This is a genomic window from Micromonospora peucetia, assembly GCF_900091625.1.
Classification (GTDB): Bacteria; Actinomycetota; Actinomycetes; order Mycobacteriales; family Micromonosporaceae; genus Micromonospora; species Micromonospora peucetia.
In genome coordinates, this window is sequence record NZ_FMIC01000002.1 from 1,800,253 (window position 1) to 1,817,902 (window position 17,650).

The window sequence follows — 17,650 nt, forward strand, 5'->3', positions numbered from 1 at the left end:
CGACCCACGGCAGCGACTGCCCCACTACGTCGCGCTGACCGGGAGCGGGTGGGGTGGGCCGCCGTACGCGCCGCCGCCAGGGCCCGCAGCCGGCAGCCGGCCGGGGCGCGGCGGCCGTCGTACCGCCGCGCCGTAGCTCCGTAAGCGCGAGTCACCGCCGCCCGCCCGGCCGTACGGCTGGCGGCGGCCATCAGTGGCCGACGCCGAGCCGACCGGCGAGGGTGCCGTGGAGGTGGGCGCTGGGGCGGTTCAGCTCGATGATCTCCACGGTCTTGCCGCGGGCCGCGTACTTCGTGGTGATGGCGTCGAGGGCGGCGACCGAGGAGGCGTCCCAGACGTGGGCGTTCGTCATGTCGATGACGACGGAGTCAGGGTCGTTGGCGTAGTCGAACTGGCCGACCAGGTCGTTGCTGGAGGCAAAGAACAACTCGCCGTGCACCGAGTAGACCCGGCTCGTCCCGTCGGGGTCGAGGACGCTGGTCACCTTCACCAGGTGGGCAACCCGCCGGGCGAAGACGACCATCGCGGTGAGCACGCCGACGACGACACCGACGGCGAGGTTCTGGCTGGCCAGGGTGGCGACGACGGTGGCCAGCATGACGACGGTCTCGCCGTACGGCATCCGCCTGAGGGTGGCCGGGGCGACCGAGTGCCAGTCGAACGTCGACACCGAGACGACGATCATCACGGCGACCAGGGCGGCCATCGGGATCACCGCTACCACGTCGCCGAGCGCCACCACCAGAACCAGCAGGAACACACCGGCGAGGAAGGTCGACAGTCGCGTACGGGCGCCGGACGCCTTCACGTTGATCATCGTCTGGCCGATCATCGCGCAGCCGCCCATCCCGCCGAAGAACCCGGTGACGATGTTCGCCACGCCCTGCCCCCACGCCTCTCGGGTCTTGCTGGACGGGGTGTCGGTGATGTCGTCGACCAGTTTCGCCGTCATCAACGACTCCATCAGCCCGACCAGGGCGATGCCCAGGGCGTACGGGGCGATCAGGGTCAGGGTGTCCATCGTCCACGGGATCTGCGGCAGGCCGAGCGTGGGCAGGCTGTCCGGCAGGGCCCCCTCGTCGCCCACGGTCGGCACCGCCAGGTGGGTGGAGACCGTGACCACGGTCAGCACCACGATGGCGACCAGCGGCGCCGGGACGGCCCGGGTGAGCCGGGGCAGCCCCACCATGATCGCCAGCGCGACCGCCACCAGCGGGTACACCAGCCATGGCACCCCGATCAGATGCGGCATCTGGGCGGCGAAGACCAGGAGGGCCAGGGCGTTGACGAAGCCGACCATCACACTGCGCGGGATGAACCGCATCAGCTTCGCCACCCCGAGCACCGCCAGCAGAATCTGGATCGCGCCGCCGAGGATCACCGCGGCGACGAGATGGTCGAGGCCGTGTTCCTTGGCCAGGGGAGCCACGACCAGGGCGACCGCGCCGGTGGCGGCGGAGATCATCGCCGGCCGTCCGCCGCAGAACGCGATCGTCACCGCCATGGTGAACGAGGCGAAGATCCCCACCCGGGGGTCGACCCCGGCCAGGATCGAGAAGGAGATCGCCTCCGGGATCAACGCCAGGGCGACGACCAGGCCGGCGAGAGCCTCGGTGCGGAACACCTTCGGTGACAGCCAGGGCGGACGGGGAAGGCGCGGGCGGGAGACCACGGACAGCACAGACGACATACAGCCCATTTCCACTCGGAATGCACGTCAACAGGCGTGCGCCACACCCGCTCGGCACGGGTCGGATCGCGTACGGAAGCGATCGGTGAGGCCGGCCGAGCCTCGTTGCCCGGGTCGACGCGGGCTGCGGTCGCCGGACGACAGCCCCGCGGACCCTACTCTTCCGTGCCGGGCATGGGGCGACGCAGGTGGGGAACGCGCTCCGGCAGAGGACCAGAGCCTCGCGGTCACCGCGCTGAGGTGCGGTCCGGAACGTAGGGAGCGCAGCGCACCATGCACGAGATCACGCCTCAGGAGCAGGAGCAACTGCTGACACTCATGCGTCGGCACCGGAAGCGCCTGATGGCGTACCCGAATGTTCGTGCCGTCGACGTCGGTTTCGCGCTCAAGCAACAGCGGCCCTCCGACCGCCTCGCGATCCGGGTCCACGTCAATCGCAAGTTGCCGACCTCGGACCTGGCCGACGCGGAGCGGCTGCCCGAAGAGATCGACGGCCTTCCGGTCGACGTGATCGAAAGCAATCCGGTGCCCGACGCCGAGTTCCGGCACTCCCGTCAGGACCCCGTGCTGGGCGGCATCAGCATCGGAAACGTCAAGGTGGGAGGCCCCGGCACACTCGGGTCCATCGTGTTCGAGAGAGGCACCCTGCGGCCCCTCGCCCTGACCAACTGGCACGTCGTCGTCGCGAGTCCGCCGGTCGCGATGGACCCGATCGTCCAGCCCCAGCCGGTGCCACCCGACCCGGAGCCGCCGAACAGCTTCCTCGGTCGGCTCCTGCGGTGGGACGAGGGCCTGGACGCCGCGCTCTGCTCCATCGGGGAACAGGACGGCACCCGAAGCCGGAGCGTCTCCACCAGGATCGCCGACCTGCCACTGCCCGCGGCGGGCAGCAAACCGCACACCATCGGCCTCAGGGTGGTCAAGTCCGGACTGCGGACCGGCGTCACGAACGGCATCATCGACGGCACCGACGGGCTGGAGTTCTCGGTCGTCGTCGACAACGGTCTTCCGCCGCCTCAGGGGGTGCTCGGCGGGCCTGGCGATTCGGGGTCGCTCTGGCTGGACCGGGACACCTTCACAGCGGTGGGCCTGCACTTCGCGAGCATCACCGACCCGGAGGTCCGCGCCTGGGGGCACTCGATCTCGGCGATCTGCGACAAGCTGAACGTCTTCGTACTGAACGACGTCGCCATCGGCACCCCCTGGATCGGTGGGCACTGCCGCGTGCTCGCCCAGACGCGGGCCAACGCCGTGTGCAACCTGCGGGTGGTCTACCCGAGCGGACGCACCAGCCGGGCCAGCGGGCTGGGGCAGGCGCTGGCTGACGCGCAGGGCCTGGTCAGGTGGCAGTGGCGGATCGGCACGAGCACGGGGCGCCGGCCGGGCATGAAGCTGAACGCGTTCGTGACCCTGGACGGCACGGAGCATCTCGTCACGACGGAGCTTGAGGGAACCCCGGACGTCACCCAGTAGCGATCTCGTACGACAAGTTCGGCCTGGCCACGAACGACGACCGGCGCCGCTCCCGACTGGCCGGCGAGGCCGTCCGTCGCGGCGCGAGTGGCCGACCACCGTCCATGTCCTGCCTCTGGCCGCCACCGAACGCCCGGTCGCGGGGACCACCCGACCGTGCGCCATGCGCGATCCGTTTGCCCGCCGTGTCGTTGATCCGGGTGAGCCCGCCCGCCACCTGCGACGACGGTGCGGGCACCGACGTGGAGGAGGGACGCCGATGACCAGTCAGCGCGAGACCGTGGAGGTCGACCCGGTCCTGTTCCGTGCCGTCTACGACTCGCCCGCAGCACTGCCCGGCGAGCACCGGTGGACCACCCCCGAGTCGGACGTGCGGCGGATCGAGAAACTGCTCGGCATGCCACTGCGCAGCATCGGCGCACCGCTGTGGGTGAGCGGGGACGAGCCGGACTGCCCGAAGTGTGGCCGCCGGGTCAACTGGTACGACATCGTCTCCTCCGCCCTCTCCGGCGTGCACGACCGGATGATGATCGCGACGGTCATCCTCGGCGACCGCAGATACGTCAACACCGAGGTCCCGGACGCGATCGCCGGGGTGCGCTGCACCGACTGCCGCACCCCCATCGAAGGGCTGCGCAGCTTCAAGTGCCACAACTGGGCGTACGCCTTCGAGGCGCTGGAGGCCGTCCGGCAGCGGATGGCCGGCGCGTCAGTCGTCGGCCGTCAACTCGCGGACGAACCGCAGCCCGGAGCGCCCGTCGAGTGACACCTCGCCGACCGGCGTGAACCCGGTACGCCGGAGCACAGCGAGCGAGCCCGCGTTGTCCAGGGTGGTCTCGGCGGTCAGCCGACGCAGCCCGTACGCCTGACGGGCCAGCGCGGCGACGCGGCGGACGCCGTCGGTCGCCACCCCGCGCCCGGCGGCCCGCTCGGCCACCCGGTAGCCCAGCTCGGCCTCGCCGTCGGCGACGTCGACCAGGTTGAACCGGCCGATCACCGCCTCGTCGGCCTCGACCAGGACGTGGAAGTGACACCCGCCAGTGGCCTGCTCGGCGAGCAGCCCCGCGTGCCGCTCGGCGAAGCCGGCGAAGTACGCGTCGCCCCGGTCCGGCACCGACCGCGCGAACCACTCCCGGTTCTCCCGCTCGAAGCGCAGCAGCGCGGTGGCGTGGTGCGCGGCAAGCCGCTCAAGCTCAGACACCGCGCCACCCTACCCAGGCGTGAGGAAGGGCACCTTCTATACAGAAAGCAATAGGAAGGTGCCTTCCTTACGCCTCAGCGGCGGCGGGTGGGGCGGCGGCCGGGTGGGGAGGGCGGCTCCGGGCCTGGGTCGGGCACCTCGGGCATCGGCCGGGTCGCCGCCTCGCCGCCGGTGATCCGGAGCAGCTCGCCGTGGTGCCACACCTCGATGCCGGTCTCCGGGCCGGCGTCGGGCGGCTCTCCTCCAGAAGTGCGACGTATCAGGGTCAACGGATGCAGACCGGGCTGAGAGGTCGCTGAGACGAAAGTCGGGGTCACCGCCTGACCAACGCACACTGCGCCCGGCTTTTAGGTGTTCCAGGGTTGTCTGCGAGGTAAACGGGGTATGAACGACAGGCGAGGTGAATCATGACTGATGTGGATACACCGGATGTTCCGGATATCAGTGTCGAGTGGTACCAGGAAATCGTCGACTTCGCGGCCGACACCCCGCAACCGGTGCAGTGGTTCGCCGAGCACTTCACCGAGGGCGCGATCCTGCTGCTCGGCGCGCTGTGGCTGATCGCGGCCGTGTCCCGGCTCCGGGGCGGACCACGCGACCGGGCGTACGCCCTGGTGTCGCCCGTGCCGGTGGTGCTCGCGTACGGATTCAGCGAACTGTTGAAGACGGTGGTGGACCAGGAGCGCCCCTGCCGCGCGCTAGCCACCGAACTGGCCATCATCGCCGGCGAGTGCCCGCCGACAGGCGACTGGTCCTTCCCCAGCAACCACGCCACGATCGCGGGCGGGTTGGCGGTGGCGACCCTGCTGCTGTCCCGCCGGGTCGGGCTGATCGCACTGCCGCTGGCGGCGCTGGCCGCGTTCTCCCGCACCTTCGTCGGCGTGCACTACCCGCACGACGTGGTCGTCGGCGTCCTGCTCGGCGCCCTGTTCGCCGCGCTGCTCACTCCACTGCTGGCCCGCCCCGCCGCCGCCCTGCTGCACCGCCGCACCCGACACGCCGAACCCCCCACCCCCGCCCCACCCACCCCCGCCTCCCACCACTGACCCCCCGCCCTCCCTCACCCCTCCCCTACCCCTCGCCCTCCTCGGCGATCTTGCAGTTTTGGCCCCGGCAAAAGGCGCAAAACGCGCAATTCATGGGCCATAAGTGCAAGATCGCCGAGGAGGGCGAGGGGGCAGAAGGCGCGGGGGCAGAGGGGGTGGGCGCGGGGCGCGGGTCAGGGGAGGAGGAGGGCGGCGAGGGTGCCGAGGACGAGGAACGGGCCGAACGGGAGGTGGCTGCGCCAGCCGACGCGGCGGGCGGCCAGCAGCGCGACGCCGACCAGCCCTGAGAGCATCAGGGCGAGCACCAGCCCGGCCACCGGGACCGCCCAGCCGTGCCAGCCGAGCAGCGCGCCGACGCCGAGCGCCAGTTTGGCGTCGCCGAGGCCGAACCCGCGCCGGCCGAGCAGCAGCGTGGTGGTGGCGAAGAAGAGCGCGAGCGCGATGCCGGCGGCGGTGGCACGCAGCCAGGGTGTCGGGCCGGCCCCGGCGACAGCGGCCAGCCCGAGCAGCAGCCAGGTGCCGGCCGCAGCGGGCCAGGTGAACCGGTCCGGCAGCCGATGCACGGCCGCGTCGACGAAGACCAGCGGGATGGCCCAGCCCAGCCACCAGGCGGTGGCGAGCAGCACGGCCGGTTGACCCTCGAACCAGGCACCACCCCGGGGACCGGCGGGCATCCCGAGCAGCACCAGCACCCCGAGCGCCACCGCGACGGCGAGTTCCACCGTGCCGGGCGGCGGGCCGACGCGCGCCCGGCACCGCCCGCACCGCGCCGCCGGGCCCAGCGCAGGCCAGGGACGGGCCAGCCCGATCGGGGCGACGCACGCGTCGCATCCGGTCCGGATCGCCACCCCCGGCGGTACGGCGTGCCGGATCACGGCGAGCCGGAGCGCCGGGGCGAGCGCGAGTACGGCCAGCAGTCGCGCCCCGCGCGAGGTGGCCGGCGGCGCGGTCGGCTCCGCCGCTGCCGGCGGCTCGGTCAGCGCCATGATCGCCCCCGGAGACCGACACCGGAGGCAACCACGCAGGGTAGCGGCCCTCCTGTCCACCGGTAACGGGCGGAGCGGCCCGCACTCCTCCCACCGAAGGCGCACCGCTGCGGGTGGGAATGACGTGTCCGAACCGGCGGGAGTCCCACGGTGGCCGGTTTGTGATGCGCTGCCGCAGGGGACGGATCGGACCAGACGCCGCGTCCGGGACACGTACCGCCCGCCGCGACCGGCCCCCGCCCACCGGGCGAGCCTCCCACGCCGCAGCCGCCCCGGCGGCCCCTCCGACTCTCGCCGGGCAACCCGCCCGCACCGCCCACTACCACCTGCCGCCACCACCTGCCATCACTCACAGTGTTCGGATGAATTGCCTCTGTTGCATCGGCGAGCGTCAGCCTATGCTCGCCCCTTGGGTGCGGTGCAACCCCGCGACGAAACGACAGGACGACACGGAACATTGCATTTGTAGAGATCCGTAACGGTAAATGCAGTGGCGCTTTCGGGCAGGTCCGGATGACCTCATCCGGTCGCGCCGCCGCATGCCCGGAGGCTGCCACGCCGGCCCCGGGTGGCCACCGAGGAGGCACGACGTGCGCGGACGGCGGTTCAGCCGATGGGCAACCTGCCTGCTCGCCATCGCGGCGCTCGGCGCGGCCCCGGCGTGCGGCGCCGACCCCGGGACGACCACCCGGGCGGCGACCCCCGGCGACCTGCCCGCCCCCACCCACCGGGCCGCCGACGAGCAGGCGGCGAGGAAAGCGGCGCTGGCCGCGTACGCCGGATATCTCGCCGCCTCCCGCACGGCGAGCGGGCGCGGCGATCCACATCACCCGGAACTGTCCCGGTTCCTCGCCGACCCGCTGCTGACCCGGGTCCGGCTGTCCATCCGCAAGGCGAAGGAGCACGGCGCGATGCGTACCGGCACGTTGGTTTCCGACCCCACCGTGACCTCCGTGAGCCTGGATTCGAGCCCACCCACCGTGGAGATCCAGGACTGCCTGGACGCCACCGGCTACCGGCTGGTCTACGCCAGGGACAAGCGGGTCGTGCCCGGCACCGGCGGAACCCGGCACCTGGCCACCGCCACCGTCACCCGCTACCCGGACGGCCGCTGGCTGATCAGCGCCGGTGCCGCCCACGAGGACCTGCCGTGCTGACCCGGGCAGGACGGCGCGCGTCGACCGTCGCACCGCCCGGGACCGAGGCGTCCCGCACCCGTACCGCCGGGGTCGCCGACAGGCGTACGGCCGGCGGCACCCGGGGCGGGGCGGCCCGGCGGTCGCTCGCGGGCGCCGGGCTGGTCCTGCTGCTGGCGCTCGGGGCGGCCGTGCCTGCGATCGCCGCCGGGCGCGCGGACCCCGGCGCGGAGTGCCCACCGGGGCAGAGCGACTGCAGCGTCTGGGACGACGATCCCGGCACTCCCGGCGGCCCGGGCGGCGGCGGGGACGACGGCGGAGGAGGCGACTCCGGCGGTGGCGGTGGCGGCAAGTGCCAGTGGAACGGCCGCACCGTCAAGTGCTACGACGACTTGCTCGGCTGGTTCAACAACAGCGACGGCTGCTACTACAAGCTCTCCTCGCCCCAGAACGAGGCCCCCGAGGGCATGCAGTGGTACACGCGTACCTGTAACGGCGGCGACCTGGGCTTCCAGACCGAGGTCCTGCGCGACGCCCCGCCGCCCGGCTTCGGCACGCCGCCCGACCCGGAGGAACTCGCCCGGCGAGCACTCGCCAAGATCACCATCTCGGCGCCCCGGATCGCGGTCGCCCCCCGCCGCAGCAACGGTCCCGGCCTGGTCGGGCTGCCGGTCTGGATGTGGGGCAGCAGCAACCATCCCAGGTACTTCGGGCCGACCCGGAAGGCGTCGGAGACCGACCGGGGCCTGACCGTGGAGATCACGGCGACGTTCGGCCGAATCGTCTGGGACATGGGCAACGGCCGCAAGGTCACCTGCCTCGGCGCCGGCACCCCGTACCGGGCCGGCGGCAAATTCGCCGGCCGCCCCTCCCCCGACTGCGGCTACGCCAGCGGCTACCCGAAGGCCGGTGACTACCGGGTGCAGGCCACGACCTACTGGAAGGTGACCTGGAGCGGCGGCGGCCAGAGCGGCGTCATCGACCTCACCCGGACCACGGGGACGGTCCCGGTCCGAATCAACGAACTGCAGGTGGTGGCCCAGTGAGCGCGAGGAGTGAGCCGGTCCTGCGAGCCCCGCAGTCGCGGAACGGAACCGGGCCGGTGGACGCGCCGGTCGCCCCACCCAGGGTGGTCCGGCAGCGCCGGATGCGACCCGGGCTGCTCGGCCTGGCGGTGCTGCTGATCGCCCTCGGCGGCCTGGGGGCGGCGTTCGCGGTCACCTCGGTACGCGCCACCGGCAGCTACCTGGCCGTGGCCCGGCCGGTCGAGGTCGGTCGGCAGGTCAGCGCCGACGACCTGGTCCCGGTGCAGGTGGCCGGCGGCCAGGGGCTGTCCCCGGTGCCCGCCGGCCGGCTCGACGAGGTGATCGGCAAACGGGCCGCCGTGGCGCTGGCCCCCGGCACGCTGCTGACGATGGCCCAACTCACCGACGACCCGCTGCTCGGGCCCGGCCAGCAGCAGCTCGCGTTGGGTCTGGACCCCGCCGAGGTGCCGGCCCGCAAGCTGCACCCCGGCGACAAGCTTCTGCTGGTGAGCACGCCGGACGGCAACGACGACAGCCCGGCGGGCGCCGCCACCCGGTTCCAGGCGACGGTCATCGACGCCGTCACCTCCGACACCGACGACAAGGTGGTGGTCTACCTGGCGCTCGCCGTCCGGGACGTGCCGGCCGTCGTCGCGTTGTCCAGCCAGGAGCGGATCGCCGTCGTACTGACCGAGGCGGCCTGACCATGGCGATCATCGCGCTGGTGTCGGCGAAGGGCTCCCCGGGCGTCACCACCACCGCCCTGGCCTGCACCCTGACCTGGCACCGGCGGCTGCTGCTCGCCGAGTGCGACCCGGCCGGCGGGTCGATCCTCGCCGGCTACCTGGGCGGCGCGCTCGACGGCCCCCGGGGCATCGGCGAGCTGGCGGTCGGCGAGTTGCGCGACGGCAACCTGGAGTCGGCGTTCTGGTCCCAGCTGGTCGACCTGGACGCGCCGAAGCGCGAGCGGCTGCTGCTGCCCGGCGTCGTCGACCCCGCCCAGGCCGGCAGCGTCACCCCGCTCTGGCAGCGGTTCGCCGACTTCTTCGGCAGCCTGGCGGGCGGCGACCCGCCGTACGACGTGGTGGTGGACTGCGGACGGCTGCACGTCGTCGGCCCACCGTGGCCGATCCTGCGCGCCGCCTCGGTGGTGCTGCTGGTCAGCCGGGCCCGGCTGCCCGACCTTTCCGGGACACGGGCCATGGCCAGGAAGATCGAGCGGGACTTCGCCGAGCACCGGGTGCCGCCGGGCACCCTACGGCTGTTGCTGGTCGGCGACGGCCACAGCGACGGCGAGGTCAGCAAGGCGCTGCGGCTGCCGGTGATCGCCCGGTTGCCGGACGACCCACGTACGGCGGGGGTGCTCGGCCTGGGCGGCACCGTGCGGGCCGGTCGGCCGCTGATGCGCGCGGCCGGGGCTCTGGAGGTGCCGGTCGGGGCGCTGCTGGAACGCCGGCGCGCCCGGCTGGCCTGGCCCGTGCCGCAGGGGGTGCCGGATGCGGTTTGAACCGGTTTCCGGTGACCCGCGCCGGCAGCCGCCCGGCGCCACCTCGACCGCGCCACCACTGTCGGCACCCAACGGGCGGCAGCAGCATCCGGTCCCGCTGCCGGTGCCGGTCACCGCGCCGCAGCCGGAGCCGCCGCCCCGGCCCCGGGTCGACTTCCAGGTGGTCCGCGAGCTGCGCCGGGAGCTGAGCGAACGGCTCGCCCTGTGGCAGCGCGGCCGGGAGTTCACCGTCGACGAGGAGGACACCGAGCGTGCCCGGCTCGCGGTGACGGTGGTGGCCGGGTACGCCGACGCGGTGCGCCGGGCCGGCACCCCGATGGCGGCCGGCGAGGAGCGGCTCCTGCTCGACCAGGTGACCGCCGAGCTGGCCGGGCTCGGCCGCCTCCAGACGCTGCTGGTCGACGACACCATCGAGGAGGTGCACATCCTCGGCTGTGACCAGGTACGGGTCACCCGGCACGGCGGTGGGGTCGACTGGCTGGAGCCGATCGCCGACAGCGACGACGAGTTGGTGGAGATCCTCCAGGCGGCGGCCCGCCGGGCCGGCGCCACCGAGCGTTCGCTGTCGACGTCCAAGCCCACCCTCGACCTGCAACTGCCCGACGGCAGCCGGCTCGCTGCGGTGTTCCTGGTCAGCCACCGCCCGTACGCGGTGATCCGCAAGCACAACACGCTGGAGGTGACCCTGGACGACATCGCCGGGGGCCGGGGCGACCTGGACGAGATGATCGACCCGCTGGTGCGCGACTTCCTCCGCGCGTCCATGCGTGCCGGGCTGAACATCATGGTGGCCGGCCTCGCCGGTGCCGGGAAGACCACCGTCATCCGGGCGCTGATGGACGAGATCCCGGCCGACGAGCCGTACGTGCTGCTGGAGGAGAGCCGCGAGCTGTTGCCGGCCCGCCGCCGGCTCAAGCACCGGGCGGTGATGAGCTTCGAGTCCCGGGAGGGGCACGGCGAGCGCGGGGCGGACGGCCGCCCGGCGGGCGAGGTGAGCATCGCCGACCTGATCCCGGTCTCCCTGCGGATGGGCGTGCTGCGGATCATCGTCGGCGAGGTCCGGTCCCGGGAGATCGTCCCGATGCTCCAGGCCATGACGACCAGCCGCGGCTCGATGTGCACCATCCACGCGCGTACGCCCGCCGGGGTGAGCGAGCGGATCATCGAGCTGGCGCTCGCGCACGGCCGGGAGATGACCGTCGACCAGGCCCGCCGGATGGCCGGCAACGCACTCGACCTGATCGTCTACGTCACGATCGATGACGAGACCGCGATCGGCGGTCGCAAGCACCGCTTCGTCTCGCACGTCGAGGAGGTGATCGGGGTCGGCGACGGCAACCGGATCACCACCACACAGGTGTTCGGGCCCGGGCCGGACGGGCGGGCCGTACCCCGGCATTTGCCCGAGCGGATCCGCGCCCAACTTCTCCGGGTCGGCTATGACGCCCGGCTGCTCAGCCGGTGGATCGAGGCCGGCACGGGCGCCTGGCTGCGGCCCCGGCAGACCCGGCTCGGACGGCGGTGACGCCGGTGCTGGACAACGTCGAACTCGTCGCGGTGGCCTCCGGGGCCGCCTGCGTGGCGGGGCTGCTGCTGACGGTCGTCGCGCTGGTCGGCACCCGCCGGCCGCCCGGCGGCCCCGGCGCGGGCCGGGGCCTGGACCGGCTGTGGAAGGGCTCGGGCGCCACCGGACGCGAGCACCGGGCCCACCAGGCACTGCTGGTGGGCGCCCTGGCCGCGGGCGCGCTGGCGTTCCTGGTCACCGGCCTGCCGGTGGTCGGCCTGCTGGTCGCGGTGGCCGTTCCGGGCACCCCGTGGTTGTTCTCCGTCGGCAAGGCCGAGCAGCGGGCCATCGCCCGAATCGAGGCCGTCGGCGAGTGGACCCGCCGGCTAAAGGACGTCTCCGCCACCGGCCAGGGGCTCCAGCAGACGATCATCGGCACCGTCGGCACCGCGCCCGAGGAGATCCAGGAGGAGGTACGGCTGCTCGCCGCCCGCCTCCAGGCCGGCTGGCTGGCCCGCTCCGCGCTGCTCGCCTTCGCCGACGAGATCAGCGACCCGGTCTGCGACCAGGTGGTGGCCGCGCTGATCCTGCACGTGACCGACCGGGGCGAACGCCTCGGCGACGTGCTCGGCTCGATCGCCGGGGCGGCGGCAGCCGAGGTGTCCACCCGCCGGGAGATCGAGGCGAAACGCACCCAGCCCCGGTTCGCGGTCCGCTTCCTCACCGGGATGACCCTGGCCACCGTCGCGTACGGGCTGCTCAACACCGAATACATCAGCCCGTACGGCACGCCCTTCGGGCAGCTCGTGATGGCGGCGCTCGGCGCGGCCTTCGTCGGCCTGCTGGCCTGGGTGCGGTCGATGAGCCAGCCCCGCCGGCCGGCGCGCTTCCTGCCGGCGCCCGACCCGCAGGAGGTGCTGGTGTGAGCGCGCCCCGCAGTCGCGAACCGGAGCCCAGCCCTGTGAGCGGGAGGTCGGTGCCGTGATCCTCAACTGGCAGCTCGCGGTGGCCGTCTGCGGCGGGGCGACGGTCGGGCTGGGCGCGTTCCTGGTGGTCCGTGAGCTGGTGCCGGCCACTCCCTCACTCGGGCCCGCGCTGCGCCGACTGCACCAGCCGCCGGGCGTCGGGCAGCCCACCACCCCCGCCGACCGGCGGCTGGAGTGGCTCACCGGGCTGTCCCGCTGGCTGCGGCCACCACACCGGCAGCTCGCCCTGATCGACCGGACCCCCGAGCAGTACGCCCTGTCGATGCTGCTCTCCACGCTGGTCGGGCTCGCCGCGCCGACGCTGCTCGGCGCCACCCTGTTCGCTGTCGGCGTCCGGCTGCCGGTGGTCGTGCCCGTGCTCGGCAGCCTCGGACTGGCGCTGCTCTGCGCCCTGATCGCCCACCGGTCGGTGCTCGACCGGGCGGACCGGGCACGCGACGAGTTCCGCCAGGCGATCTGCACCTATCTGGACCTGGTCGCGTTGCAGCTCTCCGCCGCGCACGGGCCGGTGCAGTCGCTGGAGCGGGCGGCGGCGGTCTGTGACGGCTGGGTCTTCGACCGCATCTCGGAGTCCCTGCGGATCGCCCAGATGCAGATGCACTCGCCGTGGGACGAGCTGCGCGACCTCGCCGAGCGCATCGGCATCACGGAACTGGGCGATGTCGGGGCCATCATGCGCTCCTCCGGCAGCGAGGGCGCGCAGGTGCACGAGACCCTGCGCAGCCGCGCCGACTCGCTGCGCGACCAGATCCGCACCGACAACCTGGCCCGGGCCGAGGGGGTGACGAGCCGGCTCGACATCCCCGGGGCCCTGCTCGTCTTCGTCCTGCTCGGCTTCGCCGTCTACCCGTTCATCGCCCGCCTGTGATCCGCCCCGAGAGAAGGAGCACGTCATGTCCGTCATCACCTACCTGCACGTCGCGCTGACGACGCGCCTGGCCGAACTGCGGAAGGACGGCGAGCGCGGCGACAGCCCCGTACCCACCGCCGTGATCATCTTCGGCCTGGTGGCTGTCGCGATGGCGGTCACCGCCGCCGCCCTCGCTGCGGCCAACGACTGGATGACCAACATTCCGAAGCACCAGGACCCGAAGTAACGCTGAGCCGTGCGCCGAGCAGACTCCGCGCCGGGGCACCGGGCGGCCACCGCCGCCCGGTGCCCCGCCCTGGCCGCCGCCCGGCATCCCGGTCCGACCACCGCGCGGCGCCCCGGTCCGACTGCCGCCCGGCGGCTCACGGCTGGCGGGGCCGACCGGGGAGCCAACCCGGTCGAGCTGGCGGTGGCGATGCCGGTGATCCTGCTGCTGCTCTTCGCCTCGATCCAGACGGCGGCCTGGTTCGTCGCCCGCTCCACCGCGCTCAACGCCGCACAGAGCGCGGTCAACGCGCAGCGACTGCACCAGGCCCCACCGGGAGCCGGCGAGGACCGGGCCACCCGGTTCCTGCGGGCCGCCGGTGGCTGGCTCGTCGACTGGGACGACCCCGCCCCGAGCTGCCAGAGCACCGCGACCGAGGTGACCTGCACGGTGCGCGGGCGGTCCCTGTCGGTTGTCCCCGGGGTCAGCTTCCCGGTGCTCCAGACCGCCCACGGGACCGTGGAACGGTGGACCACGCCGTGAGTCGTACCGCCGAGCGGGGCTCGGTCTCGATCGAGGTGGCGGTCCTCGCCCCGGCCTTCATCGCGCTGATCGTGCTGGCCGGCGTCGCCGGGCGTACCGCCGTCGCGGCCGAGGCGATCGACGCCGCCGCCCACGACGCCGCCCGTGCCGCCTCGATCTCCCGGGACGCCCGCACCGCCCGCGTGCAGGCCCGGGACGCGGCTCTCCGGCAGCTCGACTGGCGCGGCCTGGACTGCGCCGGCACCCCGCGGGTCACCTTCAGCGGCGCGGTACGCGGCGCCCCGACCAGCTTCGACAGGGCGTTCCGCAGCCCGGCCGGGCGGGACGCCTCGGTCACCGTCCGGATCTCCTGCACGGTCTCCTACCGGGACCTGCACCTGTCCGTCCTGCCGGGGATGCCCGCCGACAGGCAGGTGTCGGCGAGCTTCACGTCGCCGTTGGACCGCTACCGGAGCAGAGCGCTCGGGGCCGGGACCGCTGAAGCAGGTTCCGCGGCGAACCCGGGTGGCGTGTGATGAGCGTGGCGACCAGCCTCGGTACCGGCACCCGGAGCGGCGGACCCGGTGGAAGGTCCACCGCGGCCAACTCGGCCCTACCTCGGACCGGCCGGGCCGAACTGGGCGCGGAGGGCCGTGGCGACCTCGTCCTGCTGCTGCTCGTCAAGGCGTTGGCCCTGCGGGGCGCCCAGGTAGCCGAAGATGGCGGCCTCGCCCGGGTGGGCCCCGGTGCGGGCCGGCGCGACCAGGGCCGGGTGAGCATCTTCCTCGCGGTGGCGATGGTCGGTGTCCTCGCCATCATCGGCCTGGCCTTCGACGGCGCGGGGCAGCTGCGCACGTTGCAGCGGGCCGACAACCTCGCGGCCGAGGCCGCCCGCGCCGGCGGCCAGGCCATCGACCGGGCCACCGCCATCGAGGGCGGGCCGACCCGGATCGACCGGCCCCAGGCCCGCCGGGCCGTCGCCGGCTACCTCACCGCCGCCGGGGCCGCCGGCCACACCGTCAGCTTCCCCGTCGTCGACGGGGAGACCCGGATCCGGGTACGCGTCACCGTCACGCACCGCAGATCCATGCTCGCTCTGTTCGGCTTCGACGAGACCGTCACCGTCTCCGGCGAGGCGACCGCGCGGCCGCTCACCGGGGCACCGTAGGAAGGGAAGGCTGCCATGGCCGCATCGAGGCGTTCCGCCGTACGGCGGGCCGGACGCGTCCTGACCGGGTTCGGTGCGCTCGTCGTGCTCTGCGCGGTGCTGGTCGGTGCGCCGGTGGCGCTGCTCGCCCTCGCCGGCAACCCGCTGCCCGATCACCTGCCCACCGTCGCCGAGATCGGTTCGACGCTGACCAGCCGCGACGACGGGCGGCTCTTCCTGCGGGCGCTGGCGCTGGCCGGTTGGTTCGGCTGGGCCACGTTCGCCTTCTCCGTACTGGTCGAACTCTGCGCACAGGTGGTACGCCGGCCGGCACCCCGGTTGCCGGGGATGAGTCGCCAGCAGCGGGCCGCCGCCGCGTTGGTCGGTTCGGTGGCGCTGATCCTCGCGGCCAGTCCGGCGGCGAGCGCGGCGACAACGGTCGCCGGCCCGTACGCCCTGCCGGCGACCCCGGCCGCGACCGCCCCCGCTGCCCGGCCGGCCACGACCGCCCCGGTTGCGCCGCCCGCCGCGACCGCCCCGGTTGCTCGGCCGGCCGCGACCGCCCCGGCCGATCAGGCCACCTTCGACGACGGTGTGGCGGTCTACCGGGTGGCCCGGGGCGACCACCTGGGTGCCGTCGCCCAGCGCTACCTGGACGAGTTCGCCGACTACCGGGAGTTGGCCGAGCTGAACCGACTCGGCGACCCCGACCGGATCCACCCCGGCCAGTTGCTGAGGCTTCCTGGGAACGCCGAGGACCAGGGTGCCCGCCGGCACGCCACCGGGCGCCTCGTCTCCCGCCCGACACCGCCCTCGCCCGTCCGGCCGGCCCCGCAGCCAGCGCCCGACCAGGCCGGGGTGACCCCGCCCCCACCGGGGGCCGAGGCTCCGGCGCCGCCCCAGGCAGACCCGAACGCCGGCGAGGTCCCGACGGTGACGGTGGGAGCCGCGCGGGCCGGCGAGCCCGATCGGGTGAACCGACCGCTGGCGGTCTCCGCCGTACTGGCGGTGGCGAGCATCGTCGGCGCGCAGATCGGTGCGGTCCTGGGCCTGCGCCGTCGTCCAGGCCACGTACCGGCCGGCGCCGTCCGCACCACCGCTGCCGCCCGCCGTGGCACCACCACCCGCCGTGACGCCACCACCCGCCGTGACGCCACCACCCGCGCCGGCACCCGCGCCGGCACCGCCGCGACCGGGGGCGGCGCGGGAAACCGGGGCACCGGCGCCGCCCCGCGAGGCAACGCGATCGCGACCGGCCAGAGCGCCTCCGACACCGGTACCCACGACCTCGCGCACCCGACCAGCCACGACAGGGCCCACGTCGACGCTGTCCGCGACATCCCGACCGGCCGCCACCGCCGCTCCTGACCCGCCCGCATGAACAGAGGGGGGCGAGGGCCCGGGTTGGGAGCGGGACAGGTCAGGGGAGGCGGGTCTCCAGGACACCGTTGACGATGCGGGTCGGCAGAACCTGCTGGTCGTTTCCGGACGGGCCGTGCACCACCTCGCCGCCGTTGAGCCGGAACGTGCTGCCGTGCCACGGGCAGACCACGCACGCGTGCCCGTCGATCTCCCGCACCTCGCCCTGGCCCAGCGGGCCACTCTGGTGCGGGCAGCGTTCCAGCATGACGGTGACCTCGTCGCCGTGCCGGTAGAGGATCACCGAGACGTCGTCGACCTCGCGGGTGATCAGCTCGCGCTGCGGCAGCGCGGCCATGTCCGCGATCGAGTGCCAGCCGTCGGTCATCCGGTGCAGCTCGGAGATGCTCTGGTTGACCTGCGCGCCCTGCGAGTACGCCAGGTGCCCGCCAAGGTACGCCCCCATGCTGGCGGCACCGAGCCCGAGGAAGCCGAGCGTACGGCCAAGGTTGTGCCGGCCAGCCATCCGGGCGGCCACCGAGCCGGCGTAGAACGCCATGCCGACGCCGTTGGCGGCGGCGTGCACCAGGCCGACCCGGCGCTGGTCGCGAGCCAGTGCCGCCCAGTCGTTGAGGCCGGCGACCGCAGCCGGAAGGGCGCTGACCGTGCCCACCGCGCAGAGAGTGGTGGCGGCCCGGCGCTGCCCCGGCATCAGGTCCAGCACCGCCGTGCTGATCCACGCGCCGACCGGCACCTGCACCATCGCCGGGTGCAGCGGATGTCCCAGCCAGACGCCGTGCAACAGGTCACGGACCCGCTGCGGTCGGAGGGTGGTCTGGACGGCCCGCTGCAACCGGTCACCGACCCGGTCCAGGCCGGAAGCCTGCTCGATCTTCGTCAGTATTGCTCGCACCCGTACCGCCTTCCCGGCAGGAGTGACCGCAAACCGGTCGGCGGTGACAGATCCGCAGCGTTACGTGACGACACCACCG

General features: G+C 73.7%; 19 protein-coding genes and 1 pseudogene. 15 read left to right on the forward strand and 5 right to left on the reverse strand.

Translation table 11 applies throughout. The features are described 5' to 3' along the window. Nucleotides 1-190: 190 nt before the first annotated feature. Nucleotides 191-1,690, reverse strand: coding sequence for a SulP family inorganic anion transporter (locus tag GA0070608_RS08440; RefSeq protein ID WP_091624572.1), 1,500 nt, complete (start codon nt 1,688-1,690; stop codon nt 191-193). Nucleotides 1,691-1,963: 273 nt separating this feature from the next. On the opposite strand from GA0070608_RS08440, the gene GA0070608_RS08445 reads away from it, so the two are divergent. Together GA0070608_RS08445 and GA0070608_RS08450 are read left to right on the forward strand one after the other, a co-directional pair. Further along, a complete protein-coding gene (locus GA0070608_RS08445; protein ID WP_091624575.1) occupies nt 1,964-3,163 on the forward strand; it encodes a chymotrypsin family serine protease in 1,200 nt (399 codons plus the stop codon). 259 nt (nt 3,164-3,422) lie between these two features. Further along, nucleotides 3,423-3,929 (forward strand): hypothetical protein, encoded by a 507-nt coding sequence (locus GA0070608_RS08450; protein ID WP_091624579.1) that lies wholly within the window; start codon nt 3,423-3,425, stop codon nt 3,927-3,929. Here GA0070608_RS08450 and GA0070608_RS08455 read toward each other — a convergent pair. Together GA0070608_RS08455 and GA0070608_RS31935 are read right to left on the reverse strand one after the other, a co-directional pair. Continuing rightward, nucleotides 3,873-4,364: a GNAT family N-acetyltransferase gene (locus GA0070608_RS08455; RefSeq protein ID WP_091624583.1), complete on the reverse strand. Its 492-nt coding sequence runs from the start codon at nt 4,362-4,364 to the stop codon at nt 3,873-3,875. The two genes, GA0070608_RS08450 and GA0070608_RS08455, sit on opposite strands and share 57 nt — an antisense overlap. A 74-nt stretch (nt 4,365-4,438) precedes the next feature. Next, nucleotides 4,439-4,633 carry a hypothetical protein gene (locus GA0070608_RS31935; RefSeq protein WP_141719426.1) on the reverse strand — a complete coding sequence of 65 codons (195 nt, stop codon included), beginning with the start codon at nt 4,631-4,633 and terminating at the stop codon, nt 4,439-4,441. Nucleotides 4,634-4,771: 138 nt separating this feature from the next. Here GA0070608_RS31935 and GA0070608_RS08460 point away from each other — a divergent pair, with 138 nt between their 5' ends. Further along, entirely contained in the window at nt 4,772-5,410 is a 639-nt protein-coding gene (locus tag GA0070608_RS08460; RefSeq protein ID WP_091624585.1) for a phosphatase PAP2 family protein, read from the forward strand. A 173-nt stretch (nt 5,411-5,583) separates the two neighbouring features. Here the strand turns inward: GA0070608_RS08460 and GA0070608_RS08465 are convergent, their stop codons facing one another. Continuing rightward, nucleotides 5,584-6,396, reverse strand: a complete 813-nt coding sequence (locus GA0070608_RS08465; protein ID WP_091624590.1) for a prepilin peptidase — start codon at nt 6,394-6,396, stop codon at nt 5,584-5,586. Nucleotides 6,397-6,935: 539 nt separating this feature from the next. Here GA0070608_RS08465 and GA0070608_RS08470 point away from each other — a divergent pair. The 12 genes and pseudogenes from GA0070608_RS08470 to GA0070608_RS08525 all read left to right on the forward strand — a co-directional run. After that, complete coding sequence (locus GA0070608_RS08470; RefSeq protein ID WP_411970781.1) at nt 6,936-7,553, forward strand: hypothetical protein; 618 nt, start codon at nt 6,936-6,938, stop codon at nt 7,551-7,553. Between the two features lie 140 nt (nt 7,554-7,693). Next, entirely contained in the window at nt 7,694-8,578 is an 885-nt protein-coding gene (locus tag GA0070608_RS08475; RefSeq protein ID WP_091634632.1) for a hypothetical protein, read from the forward strand. A 101-nt stretch (nt 8,579-8,679) separates the two neighbouring features. After that, nucleotides 8,680-9,261: an SAF domain-containing protein gene (locus GA0070608_RS08480; RefSeq protein WP_091634636.1), complete on the forward strand. Its 582-nt coding sequence runs from the start codon at nt 8,680-8,682 to the stop codon at nt 9,259-9,261. Between the two features lie 2 nt (nt 9,262-9,263). Next, nucleotides 9,264-10,064: a CpaE/TadZ family protein gene (locus tag GA0070608_RS08485; protein WP_091624602.1), complete on the forward strand. Its 801-nt coding sequence runs from the start codon at nt 9,264-9,266 to the stop codon at nt 10,062-10,064. After that, entirely contained in the window at nt 10,054-11,589 is a 1,536-nt protein-coding gene (locus GA0070608_RS08490; RefSeq protein ID WP_091624607.1) for a TadA family conjugal transfer-associated ATPase, read from the forward strand. The genes GA0070608_RS08485 and GA0070608_RS08490 overlap by 11 nt, the downstream gene beginning before the upstream one ends. After that, a complete protein-coding gene (locus GA0070608_RS08495) occupies nt 11,550-12,494 on the forward strand; it encodes a type II secretion system F family protein (RefSeq protein ID WP_091634641.1) in 945 nt (314 codons plus the stop codon). The genes GA0070608_RS08490 and GA0070608_RS08495 overlap by 40 nt, the downstream gene beginning before the upstream one ends. A 58-nt stretch (nt 12,495-12,552) precedes the next feature. Next, on the forward strand, nt 12,553-13,422 hold the full coding sequence (locus GA0070608_RS08500) for a type II secretion system F family protein (protein WP_091634644.1): 870 nt from the start codon (nt 12,553-12,555) through the stop codon (nt 13,420-13,422). A gap of 25 nt (nt 13,423-13,447) precedes the next feature. Further along, a complete protein-coding gene (locus GA0070608_RS08505; RefSeq protein ID WP_091624611.1) occupies nt 13,448-13,651 on the forward strand; it encodes a hypothetical protein in 204 nt (67 codons plus the stop codon). Nucleotides 13,652-13,720: 69 nt separating this feature from the next. Continuing rightward, entirely contained in the window at nt 13,721-14,173 is a 453-nt protein-coding gene (locus GA0070608_RS08510; RefSeq protein ID WP_245716085.1) for a TadE family protein, read from the forward strand. Further along, nucleotides 14,158-14,688 (forward strand): TadE/TadG family type IV pilus assembly protein, encoded by a 531-nt coding sequence (locus GA0070608_RS08515; protein ID WP_091624616.1) that lies wholly within the window; start codon nt 14,158-14,160, stop codon nt 14,686-14,688. Before GA0070608_RS08510 ends, GA0070608_RS08515 begins: the two co-directional genes overlap by 16 nt. A 200-nt stretch (nt 14,689-14,888) precedes the next feature. Further along, on the forward strand, nt 14,889-15,320 hold the full coding sequence (locus GA0070608_RS08520; RefSeq protein WP_266318087.1) for a pilus assembly protein TadG-related protein: 432 nt from the start codon (nt 14,889-14,891) through the stop codon (nt 15,318-15,320). A 15-nt stretch (nt 15,321-15,335) separates the two neighbouring features. After that, nucleotides 15,336-16,391: pseudogene (locus GA0070608_RS08525) on the forward strand (LysM peptidoglycan-binding domain-containing protein); the annotation flags it as partial. Nucleotides 16,392-16,719: 328 nt separating this feature from the next. On the opposite strand, the gene GA0070608_RS08530 reads toward GA0070608_RS08525, so the two are convergent. Continuing rightward, nucleotides 16,720-17,571 carry a Rieske (2Fe-2S) protein gene (locus GA0070608_RS08530; RefSeq protein ID WP_091624620.1) on the reverse strand — a complete coding sequence of 284 codons (852 nt, stop codon included), beginning with the start codon at nt 17,569-17,571 and terminating at the stop codon, nt 16,720-16,722. Nucleotides 17,572-17,650 lie beyond the last annotated feature (79 nt).

What these genes read in the sequence shown, in the direction of transcription:
- GA0070608_RS08485 (WP_091624602.1), top strand. Translation starts at nt 9,264, where the DNA reads ATGGCGATCATCGCGCTGGTGTCGGCGAAGGGCTCCCCGGGCGTCACC.
- GA0070608_RS08470 (WP_411970781.1), top strand. Translation starts at nt 6,936, where the DNA reads ATGCCCGGAGGCTGCCACGCCGGCCCCGGGTGGCCACCGAGGAGGCAC.
- GA0070608_RS08440 (WP_091624572.1), bottom strand. Translation starts at nt 1,690, where the DNA reads ATGTCGTCTGTGCTGTCCGTGGTCTCCCGCCCGCGCCTTCCCCGTCCG.
- GA0070608_RS08445 (WP_091624575.1), top strand. Translation starts at nt 1,964, where the DNA reads ATGCACGAGATCACGCCTCAGGAGCAGGAGCAACTGCTGACACTCATG.
- GA0070608_RS08460 (WP_091624585.1), top strand. Translation starts at nt 4,772, where the DNA reads ATGACTGATGTGGATACACCGGATGTTCCGGATATCAGTGTCGAGTGG.
- GA0070608_RS08465 (WP_091624590.1), bottom strand. Translation starts at nt 6,396, where the DNA reads ATGGCGCTGACCGAGCCGCCGGCAGCGGCGGAGCCGACCGCGCCGCCG.
- GA0070608_RS08480 (WP_091634636.1), top strand. Translation starts at nt 8,680, where the DNA reads ATGCGACCCGGGCTGCTCGGCCTGGCGGTGCTGCTGATCGCCCTCGGC.
- GA0070608_RS08450 (WP_091624579.1), top strand. Translation starts at nt 3,423, where the DNA reads ATGACCAGTCAGCGCGAGACCGTGGAGGTCGACCCGGTCCTGTTCCGT.
- GA0070608_RS08490 (WP_091624607.1), top strand. Translation starts at nt 10,054, where the DNA reads ATGCGGTTTGAACCGGTTTCCGGTGACCCGCGCCGGCAGCCGCCCGGC.
- GA0070608_RS08505 (WP_091624611.1), top strand. Translation starts at nt 13,448, where the DNA reads ATGTCCGTCATCACCTACCTGCACGTCGCGCTGACGACGCGCCTGGCC.